At 64.8% G+C, this 13,704-nt stretch carries 13 protein-coding genes; 4 read left to right on the top strand and 9 right to left on the bottom strand.

Annotated features, from left to right (window positions below; translation table 11 throughout):
- The first annotated feature begins 98 nt into the window (after nt 1-98).
- A complete protein-coding gene (gene mfd, locus A9179_RS14185; protein ID WP_187808596.1) occupies nt 99-3,539 on the top strand; it encodes a transcription-repair coupling factor in 3,441 nt (1,146 codons plus the stop codon).
- Nucleotides 3,540-3,550: 11 nt separating this feature from the next.
- Nucleotides 3,551-4,078: a CsiV family protein gene (locus tag A9179_RS14190; protein ID WP_187806869.1), complete on the top strand. Its 528-nt coding sequence runs from the start codon at nt 3,551-3,553 to the stop codon at nt 4,076-4,078.
- 61 nt (nt 4,079-4,139) lie between these two features.
- Here A9179_RS14190 and A9179_RS14195 read toward each other — a convergent pair whose 3' ends face one another.
- The 4 genes from A9179_RS14195 to A9179_RS14210 are packed head-to-tail and all read right to left on the bottom strand — an operon-like array spanning nt 4,140 to nt 7,175.
- Nucleotides 4,140-4,877, bottom strand: coding sequence for an S-methyl-5'-thioinosine phosphorylase (locus A9179_RS14195; RefSeq protein WP_187806870.1), 738 nt, complete (start codon nt 4,875-4,877; stop codon nt 4,140-4,142).
- Between the two features lie 8 nt (nt 4,878-4,885).
- Nucleotides 4,886-5,884, bottom strand: coding sequence for a beta-N-acetylhexosaminidase (nagZ, locus tag A9179_RS14200; protein WP_187808597.1), 999 nt, complete (start codon nt 5,882-5,884; stop codon nt 4,886-4,888).
- A gap of 21 nt (nt 5,885-5,905) precedes the next feature.
- Nucleotides 5,906-6,427, bottom strand: a complete 522-nt coding sequence (locus A9179_RS14205; protein ID WP_187806871.1) for a L,D-transpeptidase — start codon at nt 6,425-6,427, stop codon at nt 5,906-5,908.
- Between the two features lie 43 nt (nt 6,428-6,470).
- The gene (locus A9179_RS14210; RefSeq protein ID WP_187806872.1) at nt 6,471-7,175 is read right to left on the bottom strand and encodes a TetR/AcrR family transcriptional regulator; all 705 of its coding nucleotides are present in this window, start codon (nt 7,173-7,175) and stop codon (nt 6,471-6,473) included.
- 241 nt (nt 7,176-7,416) lie between these two features.
- Between A9179_RS14210 and lexA the strand changes: the two genes are divergently transcribed.
- Both lexA and sulA read left to right on the top strand, forming a co-directional pair.
- Nucleotides 7,417-8,025 carry a transcriptional repressor LexA gene (gene lexA / locus A9179_RS14215; RefSeq protein WP_187806873.1) on the top strand — a complete coding sequence of 203 codons (609 nt, stop codon included), beginning with the start codon at nt 7,417-7,419 and terminating at the stop codon, nt 8,023-8,025.
- A gap of 35 nt (nt 8,026-8,060) precedes the next feature.
- Complete coding sequence (gene sulA / locus A9179_RS14220) at nt 8,061-8,528, top strand: SOS-induced cell division inhibitor SulA (protein ID WP_187806874.1); 468 nt, start codon at nt 8,061-8,063, stop codon at nt 8,526-8,528.
- Between the two features lie 68 nt (nt 8,529-8,596).
- Here sulA and A9179_RS14225 read toward each other — a convergent pair whose 3' ends face one another.
- The 5 genes from A9179_RS14225 to fadA all read right to left on the bottom strand — a co-directional run bounded on the left by A9179_RS14225 (nt 8,597) and on the right by fadA (nt 13,680).
- Nucleotides 8,597-8,830: a hypothetical protein gene (locus A9179_RS14225; RefSeq protein WP_187806875.1), complete on the bottom strand. Its 234-nt coding sequence runs from the start codon at nt 8,828-8,830 to the stop codon at nt 8,597-8,599.
- 67 nt (nt 8,831-8,897) lie between these two features.
- Nucleotides 8,898-9,416, bottom strand: a complete 519-nt coding sequence (locus tag A9179_RS14230) for a DUF6586 family protein (RefSeq protein ID WP_187806876.1) — start codon at nt 9,414-9,416, stop codon at nt 8,898-8,900.
- Between the two features lie 69 nt (nt 9,417-9,485).
- Complete coding sequence (gene topA, locus A9179_RS14235) at nt 9,486-12,095, bottom strand: type I DNA topoisomerase (RefSeq protein ID WP_187806877.1); 2,610 nt, start codon at nt 12,093-12,095, stop codon at nt 9,486-9,488.
- A gap of 93 nt (nt 12,096-12,188) precedes the next feature.
- The gene (locus A9179_RS14240) at nt 12,189-12,443 is read right to left on the bottom strand and encodes a DUF1653 domain-containing protein (RefSeq protein ID WP_187806878.1); all 255 of its coding nucleotides are present in this window, start codon (nt 12,441-12,443) and stop codon (nt 12,189-12,191) included.
- Between the two features lie 61 nt (nt 12,444-12,504).
- Entirely contained in the window at nt 12,505-13,680 is a 1,176-nt protein-coding gene (fadA, locus tag A9179_RS14245; RefSeq protein WP_187806879.1) for an acetyl-CoA C-acyltransferase FadA, read from the bottom strand.
- Nucleotides 13,681-13,704 lie beyond the last annotated feature (24 nt).

Consider the following 13,704-nt stretch of genomic DNA (forward strand, 5'->3'; position numbering starts at 1 on the left):
GCGCTCGTGCGCCTGAGCAATGCGCGCCTGTCGCGACTGACAGCCGCCACCTCCCCTCGCTACAATCACCCGCTCGCCAATCAGGGGTTGCGTTGCCTGTGTCCGTCCTGCGCCTACCGAAATTAACCGCTGCCGCCGGCAAACAGCACTGGGGCAACCTGCCCGGGGCCGCGCTGAGCCTGGCGATTGCCGAAGCCGCCAGCGCCGCCCAGCGCTTCACCCTGCTGCTGACCGCCGACAGCCAGAGCGCCGAGCGCCTGCAGGAAGAGCTGGCGTTCTTCGCCCCGGACTTGCCAGTGCTGCACTTTCCCGACTGGGAAACCCTGCCCTACGACCTGTTCTCACCGCACCAGGACATCATTTCCCAGCGCATTGCCGCGCTCTACCGCCTGCCGCAGCTCAAGCACGGCGTGCTGGTGGTACCGGTCAGCACCGCCCTGCACCGCCTGGCACCGACCCGCTTCCTGCTTGGCTCCGGCCTGCTGCTGGACGTCGGCCAGAAGCTCGACGTCGAGGAGATGCGCGCGCGCCTGGAGGCCGCCGGCTACCGCTGCGTGGATACCGTCTACGAACATGGCGAATTCACCGTGCGCGGCGCGCTGATCGACCTGTTCCCGATGGGCAGCGAGACGCCGTTCCGCATCGATCTGTTCGACGACGAGATCGAGACCCTGCGCACCTTCGACCCGGAGACCCAGCGCTCGGTGGACAAGGTCGAATCGATCCGCCTGCTGCCGGCCCGCGAGTTCCCGCTGGACAAGAAATCCGTCACCGACTTCCGCGGCCGCTTCCGCGAGCGCTTCGACGTGGATTTCCGCCGCTGCCCGATCTACCAGGATCTCTCCACCGGCATCACACCGGCCGGTATCGAGTACTACCTGCCGCTGTTCTTTGAAGAAAGCGCCACCCTGTTCGACTACCTGCCGGGCGACACCCAGGTGTTCTCCCTGCCCGGTATCGAAAAGGCCGCCGAACAGTTCTGGAACGATGCGCGCAACCGCTATGAAGAGCGCAAGGTCGACCCCGAGCGCCCCTTGCTGCCGCCGGCCGACCTGTTCCTGCCGGTGGAAGACTGCTTCGCCCGCCTGAAGAGCTGGCCGCGGGTGGTGATCAGCCAGGATGACGTCGAGCCCGGCGTCGGCCACGAACGTTTCGACGCGCGCACCCTGCCCGACCTGGCGATCCAGGCCAAGGCCAGCGAGCCGCTGGCCGCGCTACGCCGCTTTATCGAGGAATACCCGGGCCGCGTGCTGTTCTGCGCCGAATCGGCCGGGCGCCGCGAAGTGCTGCTGGAGCTGCTCGCCCGCCTCAAGCTGAAACCCCTGGAAGTCGCCGGCTGGCCCGAGTTCACCGCCAGCAAGGAACGCCTGGCCATCTGCATCGCCCCGCTGGACGAGGGCCTGCTGCTCGACGGCCTGGCCCTGGTCGCCGAGAGCCCGCTGTTCGGCCAGCGGGTAATGCAGCGCCGTCGCCGCGAGAAATCCCGCGATGGCGGCGACAATGTGATCAAGAACCTCACAGAGCTGCGCGAAGGCGCGCCGGTGGTGCATATCGACCACGGCGTCGGCCGCTACCTGGGGCTGGTGACCATGGAGTTCGACGGCCAGGCCGCCGAGTTCCTCGCCCTGATGTACGCAGAGGAAGCCAAGCTCTACGTGCCAGTGGCCAGCCTGCATCTGATCGCCCGCTACACCGGCAGCGACGACGCCCTGGCCCCGCTGCACCGGCTCGGTTCGGAAACCTGGCAGAAGGCCAAGCGCAAGGCCGCCGAGCAGGTGCGTGACGTCGCCGCCGAACTGCTCGACATCTACGCCCGCCGTGCCGCCCGCGAAGGCTATGCATTCAAGGATCCGCTGGCCGACTACGCCACCTTCAGCGCCGGCTTCCCCTTCGAGGAAACCCCGGATCAGCAGAACGCCATCGACGCGGTGCGCGAGGACATGTTGGCCGCCAAGCCGATGGATCGCCTGGTGTGCGGCGACGTCGGCTTCGGCAAGACCGAAGTAGCCATGCGCGCCGCCTTTATCGCCGTGCATAGCGGTCGCCAGGTGGCCGTCCTCGTGCCGACCACCCTGCTCGCCCAGCAGCACTACAACAGTTTCCGCGACCGCTTCGCCGACTGGCCGGTAACGGTGGAAGTGATGAGCCGCTTCAAGTCGGCCAAGGAAGTCGACGAGGCCGTGGCCAAGCTGGCCGAAGGCAAGATCGACATCGTCATCGGCACCCACAAGCTGCTGCAGGACGACGTGCGCTTCAAGAACCTCGGCCTGGCCATCATCGACGAGGAACACCGTTTCGGCGTGCGCCAGAAGGAGCAGCTCAAGGCCCTGCGCAGCGAGGTGGACATTCTCACCCTCACCGCCACGCCAATTCCGCGCACGCTGAACATGGCGGTGTCGGGCATGCGCGACCTGTCGATCATCGCCACCCCGCCGGCGCGGCGGCTGTCGGTGCGCACCTTCGTCATGGAGCAGAACAATCCGACGATCAAGGAAGCCCTGCTGCGCGAACTACTGCGCGGCGGCCAGGTGTACTACCTGCACAACGATGTGAAGACCATCGAGAAGTGCGCCGCCGATCTGGCCGAACTGGTGCCGGAAGCACGCATCGGCATCGGCCACGGGCAGATGCGCGAGCGCGATCTCGAGCAGGTAATGAGCGACTTCTACCACAAGCGCTTCAACGTGCTGATCGCCTCGACCATCATCGAGACCGGCATCGACGTGCCCAGCGCCAACACCATCATCATCGAGCGCGCCGACAAGTTCGGCCTGGCCCAGCTGCACCAGTTGCGCGGACGTGTCGGCCGTAGCCACCACCAGGCCTACGCCTACCTGCTGACGCCGCCGCGCAAGCAGATGACCGATGACGCGCAGAAGCGCCTGGAGGCCATCGCCAACGCCCAGGATCTTGGCGCCGGCTTCGTCCTGGCCACCCACGACCTGGAAATCCGCGGCGCCGGCGAGCTGCTCGGCGACGGTCAGAGCGGACAGATCCAGGCCGTCGGCTTCACCCTCTACATGGAAATGCTCGAACGCGCGGTGAAGGCGATCCGCAAGGGCGAGCAGCCCAACCTCGACCAGCCGCTCGGTGGCGGCCCGGAGATCAACCTGCGCGTGCCGGCGCTGATCCCAGAGGACTACCTGCCGGACGTGCACGCCCGCCTGATCCTCTACAAGCGCATCGCCAACGCCGCCGACGAGGATGGCCTGAAGGAGCTGCAGGTGGAGATGATCGACCGTTTCGGCCTGCTGCCCGAGGCCACCAAGAACCTGGTGCGCATCACCCTGCTCAAGCTGCAGGCGGAGAAGCTCGGGATCAAGAAGATCGACGCCGGCCCGCAAGGCGGACGCATCGAGTTCGCCGGCGATACCTGCGTCGACCCGATGGTGCTGATCAAGCTGATCCAGGGCCAACCGAACCGCTACAAGTTCGAAGGCGCCACCCTGTTCAAGTTCCAGGTGCCGATGGAGCGCCCGGAAGAACGATTCAATACCCTGGAGGCGCTGCTGGAGCGCCTCACACCGCAATCTGCTTAAAGGACTGACCCATGCGTGCGTTCCGCCATCTCGCCCTGCTGCTGACCCTGCTCGCCCCCGCGGCTTTTGCCGACGGCCTGTACCAGGTCGAAGTGATCGTCTTCCGCCAGGCCGGCGAACAGATTTCCGCCAGCCAGCCCGCCCCGGACGACTGGGCCGTGGGCAGCCAGGCCCTGCCAGCCGGCAGCGAGCGCGGCACTGCGCTGGACAACGAAGCGGCCAAGCTCAACCCGGGCAATGGCTACCAGGTGCTGCTGCACCAAGCCTGGTCGCAGAACCTCTCGGCTGCACCGAGCAAGGTGGCGATCAGCACCGGCGAGCAGACTTTCGGCCACTATCCGGTGGAGGGCACCCTCACCCTCAGCCAGCAGGAACGCCTGCTCGACCTGGAAGCTGACTTCTGGATCAACCAGTTCGACGCCGACGGCCTGCTCAGCAGCAGCGAGCGCCTTAAGCAGGGCACCCGCCTGAAGGCCGACGAGCTGACCTACCTCGACCACGGCAGCCTGGGCATCCTGGTGCGCGTGCGCCCGCTCTGAGATCTCTTGATCGCCCAATAAAAAGCCCCGCACATGCGGGGCTTTTTTCATGGCGGCCACTTCAGCCAGCGAGCACGTGCCCCAGCACTTCGCGCACCTTACCGATGCCACGTGCCAGCTCTGCCTCGATCTCGGCCATGGTGATGATGCCGCTGGCCTTGCCGGCCGCCGGGTTGACCACCAGCGCCAGGCACGCATAGGGCAGCTCCAGCTCACGCGCCAGCGCCGCCTCGGGCATGCCGGTCATGCCGACGATGTCGCAGCCGTCGCGCTCCATCCGCGCGATCTCCGCCACCGTCTCCAGACGCGGGCCCTGGGTCGCGCCGTACACGCCATGGCTGCTGTGCGCATGACCAAGCGCTTGCAGGGCGGCGATCAGGCGGCCACGCAGAACCTCGTCGTAGGGATAGCTGAAGTCGATATGGGTGACATGCTCGATCTCGCCTTCGAAGAAGGTATGCGCCCTGCCCCAGGTGTAATCGATGATTTGGTGCGCCACGCACAGGTGGCCGCTGCCCATGGCCGCATGGATACCGCCCACCGCATTGACCGCAATCACCGCTTCGGCGCCGGCCTGCTTGAGCGCCCACAGGTTGGCGCGGTAGTTCACCTGGTGCGGCGGAATGCGATGCGGATGGCCGTGACGGGCGAGAAACAGCACCTCCTGGCCGGCATACTCACCCGCCAGGATCGGCGCCGAGGGCGCGCCGTAGGGCGTATCCAGATGCTGCGCCTGCTTCAGGGTCAGGCCTTCCAGCTGGGTCAGGCCGGTGCCGCCGATAATCGCGTAAGTGCTCATGGCTGCCCTCAGTCGATCAGTTGCGCGGCGCGCAGATCCGCCAGGGCCTGCGCCCAGCGCGGCTGCTGACGGTAGTCGGTACGCGCGAAGCCCTGCCCGCGCATGCGCGCCAGGCCCCTGGGCGGCTGCACCTTGAGGCGCTGCAGGGCGCTCAGGGCCAGCTCGGCGGCGCCACGATCGTTGCACACCAGCCCCATGTCGCAGCCGGCACTCAGGGCCGCTTCGATGCGACTGGCGGCATCGCCAACCACGTGGGCGCCGGCCATCGACAGGTCGTCGCTGAAGATCACGCCCTGGAAACCCAACTCGCCGCGCAGAATGTCCTGCAGCCAGCGCCGCGAGAAGCCGGCCGGCTGCTTGTCCACCTGCGGGTAGATGACGTGAGCCGGCATCACTGCCGCCAACTGCTGGCTGAGGCGCTGGAACGGAATCAGGTCGTGCTTGCGGATCTCGTCCAGGCTGCGCTCATCCAGCGGGATGGCCACATGGGAGTCGGCCTCGGCCCAGCCATGGCCGGGGAAGTGTTTGCCGGTGGCAGCCATGCCGGCTGCCGCCATGCCACGGATGAAGGCACCAGCCAGCCAACTGGCGCGCTCGGGGTCGCCCTCGAAACTGCGCGTACCGACCACCGCACTGCGCTGATGATCAAGATCGAGCACCGGGGCGAAGCTGAGGTCGAGGCCGACCGCCAGCACCTCGGTGGCCATCAGCCAGCCACACTGCTCGGCCAGCTGTTCGGCATTGGCGTTGTCGGCCAGGGCGCGCATCGCCGGCAGGCGCACGAAGCCCTGGCGCAGGCGCTGTACGCGGCCGCCTTCCTGATCCACCGCCAGCAGCAGATCCGGACGTACTGCGCGGATGGCGGCGCACAGCTCGCGCACCTGGCGCGGCTCTTCGATATTGCGGGCGAACAGGATCAGCCCGCCCACTTCGGGCTGGCGCAGGATCTGGCGGTCTTCGGCAGTCAGCCAGGTGCCCTGCACATCCAGCATTAGGGAACCATACAAGGGATTGGTCACAAGCATTCCTTAGAGCTCGGCAGCCGCCCACTGGGGGCAAGGCGCCTCATCGATCAGCACCGCGCAATGCAGCGGCACACGGGGGAAGAGTTGCAGCAGGTCGGCGCTATGCAAGCGCACGCAACCATGGGACAACGGCACGCCGAGTGGTTCAGTGTCCGGTGTGCCATGCAGGTAGATGTAGCGACGGAAGGTATCCACCGCGCCCAGGCGATTGATGCCCGGCTCGCAGCCGCTAAGCCAGAGAATGCGAGTGAGGATCCAGTCACGGCCGGGAAACTGCTCGCCCAGCGCCGGCGACCAGATCTCGCCGGTCCAGCGCCGCCCGCGCAGTACCGCACCGCTCGGCAGCCCCTCGCCGATGCGCGCCCGCACCTGGTGGCGGCCGCGCGGTGTGCAGTTGGAACCGCTGCGCTCGCCGACACCCTTGAGCGCGGTGGAAACCGCCAGGCGCAGCTGCAGCTGCCCGCCGGCGAAGCCGTACAGGCACTGGTCGGCAATGGAAATATGAAGGAAATCGAGCGCGTGCATGGGCCGCTAGCTTAGCCGATCGGCCCGCCGCGGCACAGCATCCTCAGCCCTTGGCGGCTACCACTGTCTTGGCTCGCGGGCGCAGCTGGGCGCTGGCCAGCGCCTCGTCGCTGACGGCCGTCTCCGCACGCATGCCAGCGGCGAGGAACGGCACCATCAGACGCATCACCTGCTCGATCGAGGTATCCACGCCGAAATCGGTTTCCGCGATGGCGCGCAGCGCCTTGATCCCGGACATGCTGAACGACGCCGCACCAAGCATGAAGTGCACCCGCCAGAACAGCTCCAGCGGCGGAATCCGCGGCGCTGCCTCGTGCAGCAGCACCAGATAGCGACGGAAAATCTTGCCGTACATGTCTTCCAGGTAACGCCGCAGGTGCCCCTGGCTCTGGCTGAAGGCCAGCCCCAGCAGGCGCATGAAGATCGACAGGTCGTTGCCACTGCGCGGCTTCACCGCCAGCGCCTGCTCGACCAGCAGGAGCAGCAGGTCTTCCAGGCTGGCCTTGCCCTCCGGCTTGGTCTGGCGCCGGTCGAGCTCACGCTCCAGGCTGGCACAGAACGGCCCGAGGAAGCGCGAGAAGACCGCCTGGATCAGCGCCTTCTTCGAACCGAAGTGATAGTTGACCGCAGCCAGGTTGACCCCAGCCTTGCTGGTGATCAGGCGCAGAGAGGTTTCCGCGAACCCCTTTTCCGCAAACAACTGCTCTGCCGCATCAAGAATACGCTCAACAGTTTCCGACTGAGCCATGACATCTCCACCTGACAAACACTTGTTTGAAACATACGTTTCAGGTCAATGCCCTGTCAAGCCTGACAAGCCCGTTCATGGCCGACTGGTCACGCATTTAACCATAGAGCAGATAACAGCAAGCCTGCAGGAACCGCTGAGCGGTGCAATTGGCCATTTTGCCCTGCCCGAAAACAACTGTTGCCAGCGCGCAATCACTGTATATAATTACAGCAACTGTATAAACAGACAGACAGCCACCATGCTCAAACTAACGCCGCGCCAAGCTGAAATCCTCTCCTTCATCAAGCGTTGCCTGGAAGACAACGGCTACCCGCCCACCCGCGCCGAGATCGCGCAGGAACTGGGCTTCAAGTCGCCCAACGCGGCCGAGGAGCACCTCAAGGCCCTGGCCCGCAAGGGTGCCATCGAGATGACTCCGGGCGCCTCCCGTGGCATCCGCATCCCCGGCTTCGAACCGGCCAACGAGGAAGACGGCCTGCCGATCATCGGCCGCGTGGCTGCCGGCGCCCCAATCCTGGCCCAGCAGCACGTGGAAGAGTCCTGCAAGATCAATCCGGAATTCTTCCATCCCAAGGCCGACTACCTGCTGCGCGTACGCGGCATGAGTATGAAGGACATCGGCATCTTCGACGGCGACCTGCTGGCCGTGCACACCACCCGCGAGGCCCGCAACGGCCAGATCGTGGTGGCGCGAATCGGCGACGAGGTCACGGTCAAGCGCTTCCAGCGCAACGGCAGCAAGGTGCAGCTGATTGCCGAGAACCCCGAGTTCGCCCCGATCGAAGTCGATCTGGAAGAACAGGAACTGATCATCGAAGGTTTGAGTGTTGGCGTGATCCGTCGCTAACGTGATTCGCCACTAAAGGTCTTAAGGAGAGCTTCATGCAGTTCCCGCAGTCGCTGAATCGTTCGCAACTTCCGCTGTTTGAAGCCTTTCTTGGCCAGACCATGGCACCGCTGCTGGGTGATGCGGTCGAGCTGCCCTGGGTCGAGGCCGAGCCGTTCAGCGAGCTGAGCCTGTCCGGCTCGCTCGGCCATTGCCGCCACCTGCTCGGCCCGGTACTGCGCGAACTCAGCCATAACCAGAATGCCCGCTGGCTGACCCTGATCGCCCCGCCCGCCAGCCTGACCACGGCCTGGCTGCGCAATACCGGACTCAACCTGGATCGCCTGCTGGTGCTGCAGCCACGCCCCGGGCAGAGCGCCCTGGAACTGGCCAGCGAAGCCCTGCGCCTGGGCCGCAGCCACACCGTGGTCAGCTGGATCCAGCTGCAACCCGGCCAGCGCCACAGCCTCAGCGCCGCCGCCCGCCTGGGCTCGGCACAGAGCCTCAACATTCGCCTGGACTGAAACGACAACGCCCCGAAATCGGGGCGTTGTACTTATTGCGTGGCGCTCACTGCCGCAGGCGCAAGTTCTCAGTGCAAGACGCGGGGCTGATCGTCCGGCTCCAGCTCCCCTTCGGCCAGGCGGCCGGCCATCTGCACACCGACATTGAGCATGGCCTTGGCCACTTCGACGTGATAGCCCTGTAGGAAGGCCTTGGCATCTTCGGAGAAGTCCAGGGTCACCAGCACACCTTCGTCTTCGGCGCGACGCAACGCAATACGGCCGTCAGGCAGCTCGATGATTTCTAGGAAGGATGTGGGCATGGCAGGGTCTCCGATCAGGCCGCCTAGTGTACCAGCCAGAAACGCCCCACCCTAGCCCATCCATCCTTCAGCATTCGCTGAGGGATTCGCGAAAGCGCAGCACCAGTTGCTTGAGCTGTTGACGCCAGGCCTCCAGCTCGGTACGCGCCAGCGCTGCCGGCGCCTCCTCAACACTGACTGCTTGGATCAGCGGCAGGCGCGGGTCGACCTTGGCCGTCGGCGGCGCCTGCGGCGGTCGGAACAGCTCGGCATGGGCCTGCAGCAGCTGCGCCAGCCAGGTTTCCGGCTGCTGGGCCAGCTCCACCAGCTCGGCCAGTTCCGGGCTCGGCGCAGCCTGCAGCACCTGGGCGTTGAGCAGCAGCTCGACCCTCGGCGCACCGGCCTCGGCCAGACGGTAGTAACCGGCAATCTCGTGGCACAGTCCCAGTAGCGCACCGTAGAGATGGAACAACACCTCTTCACGACGCACCTGCTGCAGTGCCTGGGCATTCACGGCCTGGCCGGCTTCGGCGCGCCCCAGGTCTTCCAGTGCCAGGCCGGCAAAGAAGATTTTCTGGTTGGTGCGGGTATACAACTCATGTGCCATGACAACCACCTCCGAACTACGCACAAACCTCCCCGCCAGACTCCTGTGGAACCCGGCAGGGGCAACCGATCAGCCTTTGCTTTCGACCTTCCACTTGCCGCCGGAGAAGAAGGCGCGCCAGCCGGTGGGCTTGCCGTCCACCTCGCTCTGCACATACTGCTCCTTGGTCCTGCGGCTGTAGCGGATCACCGCCGGACGGCCTTCCGGATCTTTCTTCGGCGCCTCCAGCAGGAAGTGGTACTTGGGATCGATCTCGTCCTTGTGCGGAATCAGTTCGAGCACCAGCGGCGCACGGGTCTCGCGGTTCTTGGGGAAGCCGCTGGCGGCGAGGAACAGGCCGGAAGCGCCATCGCGCAGCACGTAGGTGTCATCGACCTTCTCGCACTTGAGCTCCGGCATCGGCACCGCATCCATTTTCGGCGGCGCCGCCTCACCACTTTTGAGCAGCTTGCGGGTGTTCTTGCAGGTGCTGTTGGTGCAACCAAAGAACTTGCCGAAACGGCCGGTCTTGAGCTGCATCTCGCTGCCGCACTTGTCGCACTCCAGACTCGGCCCCTCATAGCCCTTGATGCGGTATTGGCCTTGCTCGATCTCGTAGCCCGTGCAATCCGGGTTGTTGCCGCAGATATGCAGCTTGCGGGTCTCGTCCAGCAGGTAGGCGTCCATCGCCGTGGCGCAGATCGGGCAACGATGCTTGTTGAGCAGCACTCGGGACTCGGACTCGCCCTCGTCATCCGCGGCGATCTCGTCGCCCGGAATCAGGTTGATGGTGGCCTTGCAGCGTTCTTTCGGCGGCAGCGCGTAGCCGGAGCAACCGAGGAATACGCCGGTGGAGGCGGTACGGATCATCATCGGTCGACCGCAATCGCGGCAGGCGATATCGGTGGGGGTCGGCTGGTTGGCACGCATGCCCTTGTCAGCTTCGCCAGCCACTTCCAGCTTCTTCTTGAAGTCGCCGTAGAACTCGTCGAGCAGGTGCTTCCAGTCGCGCTCGCCCTGGGCCACATCGTCCAGGTGCTCCTCCATGGCGGCGGTGAAACCGTAGTCCATCAGGTTGGCGAAGCTCTCGTCGAGGCGCTCGGTGACGATGTCGCCCATCTTCTCGGCGTAGAAGCGACGGTTCTGCACCGCCACGTAACCACGCTCCTGAATGGTCGAGATGATCGCCGCATAGGTAGACGGACGGCCAATACCGCGCTTCTCCAGCTCCTTGACCAGGCTGGCTTCGGAGAAGCGCGCCGGCGGCTTGGTGAAGTGCTGGCTGGGGTCGAGCTTGATCAGCTTGAGCGCTTCGCCTTCGTTCATTTCCGGCAGCACGTCGTCTTCGCCCGGCTTGCTCTGTTGCGGCTGCGCCTTGGTGTAACCGTCGAACTTGAGGATACGGCCCTTGGCACGCAGCTCGAAGTTGCCGGCAGCCACGCTGACACTGGTGGACAGGTATTCGGCCGGCGGCATCTGGCAAGCGACGAACTGGCGCCAGATCAGCTCATACAGGCGCTCGGCGTCGCGCTCCATGCCGGAGATCTGGGTCGGGCGCAGATTGACGTCAGACGGACGAATTGCTTCGTGCGCCTCCTGGGCGCCCTCCTTGCTCGAATACACATTCGGCTTGGCCGGCAGGTACTTCTTGCCGTACTCGCTCTCGATGAAGCCACGCACCATCTCCACGGCGTCGGCCGAGAGGTTGGTCGAGTCGGTACGCATATAGGTGATGTAGCCGGCCTCGTAGAGACGCTGGGCCATCATCATGGTCTTCTTCACGCCGAAGCCCAGACGGTTGCTGGCCGCCTGCTGCAGGGTGGAGGTGATATAGGGCGCCGACGGCTTGCTGCTGGTCGGCCGGTCTTCACGCTTGGCGATGCTGTAGCTGGAGGCCTTGAGCTGCTCCAGAGCAGCCATGGCCTGAGCCTCGTTGACCGGCTTGAACACCTCGCCGCGCTCGCGGGTAACCTCGAAGCGCACGTTGGCCCCCTTGGCGGTACCCAGATCGGCATGCACTTCCCAGTATTCTTCCGGGACGAAGGCGCGGATTTCCTTCTCGCGTTCCACCACCAGCTTCACCGCCACCGACTGTACGCGGCCGGCGGACAGGCCACGGGCGATCTTGGCCCACAGCAGCGGCGAGACCATGTAGCCCACGACTCGATCCAAGAAGCGGCGCGCCTGCTGCGCGTTGACCCGGTTGATGTCCAGCTCACCGGGCTGGGAGAAGGCCTCCTGGATGGCCTTCTTGGTGATCTCGTTGAACACCACGCGCTTGTAGCGGCTGTCGTCACCACCGATGGCTTCGCGCAGGTGCCAGGCAATGGCTTCCCCCTCGCGATCCAAGTCGGTTGCGAGGTAGATGGTGTCGGCATCCTTGGCCAGGCGACGGAGTTCCTCGATCACCTTTTCCTTGCCCGGGAGGATCTCGTACTTGGCTTTCCAGCCATGCTCCGGATCGACACCCATGCGGGCGAACAGCTGACGCTTGGCCTTTTCCTTGGGCGACAGGGCCGGTGCCTCGGCAGCCGCAGCCTTGCCACGCTTGGCCGGCTCCTTGCTGGCACTGGCCGAACCGCTGGTGGGCAGGTCACGAATATGGCCGATGCTCGACTTCACCACGTACTGGTTGCCCAGGTACTTGTTGATGGTCTTGGCCTTGGCCGGGGATTCCACGATGACCAGCGATTTGCCCATGGATTGGAGAATTCCTGAAAACTAAATAAAAGGAAGAATAAGAGGCGGGAGCCTATCAAGGCACCGCTATATATAGTGGCTGCCGAGTCGCGGTCAAGCGCGGGTTCCCACAGCCCCCTGCCCGATCAACGCCGGTTCGGCCTCGATCAGAGCAAAGCGCGGGACTGTCTCGCCGTCCAGTTCGACCGTGCCACAGAACATCTCCAGCGGCCGTACCCACAGGCCGAACTCGCCATAGAGCGCCTGATAGACCACTACCCATTCCTCGGTTTCCGAGTGCTGCGCGGTACCGAATACACGGTACTGCGGGCCTTTGTAGTGACGGTAGAGTCCGGGTTGCAGCTGCATAAACATTCTCCTGAAAAACAAAAACCGGGGCACTAGGCCCCGGCTTCTGTATCCCGAACGCTTAGATGCGCTCGAAGACGGTGGTGATACCCTGGCCGAGGCCCACGCACATGGTGGACACGCCGAAGGTACCGCCGTTCTGCTTCATCACGTTCAGCAGGGTGCCGGAGATACGCGCACCGGAGCAGCCGAACGGGTGACCCAGGGCGATAGCGCCGCCGTGCAGGTTGACCTTCTGCTCCATCTTGTCGAGCAGTTTCAGGTCTTTCAGCACTGGCAGAGCCTGGGCGGCGAAGGCTTCGTTCAGCTCGACGAAGTCGATGTCGTCCATGGTCAGACCGGCACGCTTGAGCGCCTTCTGAGTGGACGGCACCGGGCCGTACCCCATGATCGCCGGATCCACACCGGCCACGGCCATGGCACGAACCACTGCCATCGGCTGGATGCCCAGATCCTGAGCACGCTGGGCGCTCATGACGATCATGCAGGAAGCGCCGTCGGTGATCTGCGAGGAAGTACCTGCAGTCACGGTGCCGCCTTTCGGGTTGAACGCCGGCTTCAGGGCAGCCAGGCTTTCCAGGGTGGTTTCCGGACGGATGGTTTCGTCGAAGTCGAAGACTTTCAGGAAGCCGTTCTCGTCGTAACCCTGCATCGGGATGATTTCATCCTTGAACTTGCCTTCCAGGGTGGCCTTGTGGGCCAGACGGTGCGAACGCTCACCGAAGGCGTCCTGCGCCTCGCGGCTGATGCCGTGCATCTTGCCCAGCATCTCGGCGGTCAGGCCCATCATGCCCGACGCCTTGGCGGCATACAGGGACAGGTGCGGGTTCGGATCGACGCCGTGCATCATGCCGACGTGGCCCATGTGCTCCACACCACCGACGACGAATACGTCGCCGTTGCCGGTCTGGATCGCCTGCACGGCAGTGTGCAGGGCGCTCATGGAGGAACCGCACAGACGGCTGACGGTCTGGCCAGCGGAAGTGTGCGGGATCTGGGTCATCAGCGACGCCATGCGTGCGATGTTCCAGCCCTGCTCCAGGGTCTGGTTGACGCAGCCCCAGATCACGTCTTCGACTTCAGCCGGATCCAGCTTGGTGTTGCGCGCCAGGACGCCACTGATCAGGTGCGCCGACATGGTCTCGGCGCGGGTGTTGCGGTGCATGCCGCCTTTGGAACGACCCATCGGGGTACGACCGAAGTCGACAATGACTGCGTCTCTCGGATTCAGGCTCATATTTCTACTCTCGCTCTGTTCGCT

Source organism: Pseudomonas alcaligenes (genome assembly GCF_014490745.1).
Classification (GTDB): domain Bacteria; phylum Pseudomonadota; class Gammaproteobacteria; order Pseudomonadales; family Pseudomonadaceae; genus Aquipseudomonas; species Aquipseudomonas alcaligenes_C.

Coding starts and splice junctions, on each gene's coding strand:
- A9179_RS14190 (WP_187806869.1), top strand. CDS start 3,551: ATGCGTGCGTTCCGCCATCTCGCCCTGCTGCTGACCCTGCTCGCCCCC.
- A9179_RS14195 (WP_187806870.1), bottom strand. CDS start 4,877: ATGAGCACTTACGCGATTATCGGCGGCACCGGCCTGACCCAGCTGGAA.
- A9179_RS14205 (WP_187806871.1), bottom strand. CDS start 6,427: ATGCACGCGCTCGATTTCCTTCATATTTCCATTGCCGACCAGTGCCTG.
- A9179_RS14210 (WP_187806872.1), bottom strand. CDS start 7,175: ATGGCTCAGTCGGAAACTGTTGAGCGTATTCTTGATGCGGCAGAGCAG.
- lexA (WP_187806873.1), top strand. CDS start 7,417: ATGCTCAAACTAACGCCGCGCCAAGCTGAAATCCTCTCCTTCATCAAG.
- sulA (WP_187806874.1), top strand. CDS start 8,061: ATGCAGTTCCCGCAGTCGCTGAATCGTTCGCAACTTCCGCTGTTTGAA.
- A9179_RS14225 (WP_187806875.1), bottom strand. CDS start 8,830: ATGCCCACATCCTTCCTAGAAATCATCGAGCTGCCTGACGGCCGTATT.
- A9179_RS14230 (WP_187806876.1), bottom strand. CDS start 9,416: ATGGCACATGAGTTGTATACCCGCACCAACCAGAAAATCTTCTTTGCC.
- topA (WP_187806877.1), bottom strand. CDS start 12,095: ATGGGCAAATCGCTGGTCATCGTGGAATCCCCGGCCAAGGCCAAGACC.
- A9179_RS14240 (WP_187806878.1), bottom strand. CDS start 12,443: ATGCAGCTGCAACCCGGACTCTACCGTCACTACAAAGGCCCGCAGTAC.
- fadA (WP_187806879.1), bottom strand. CDS start 13,680: ATGAGCCTGAATCCGAGAGACGCAGTCATTGTCGACTTCGGTCGTACC.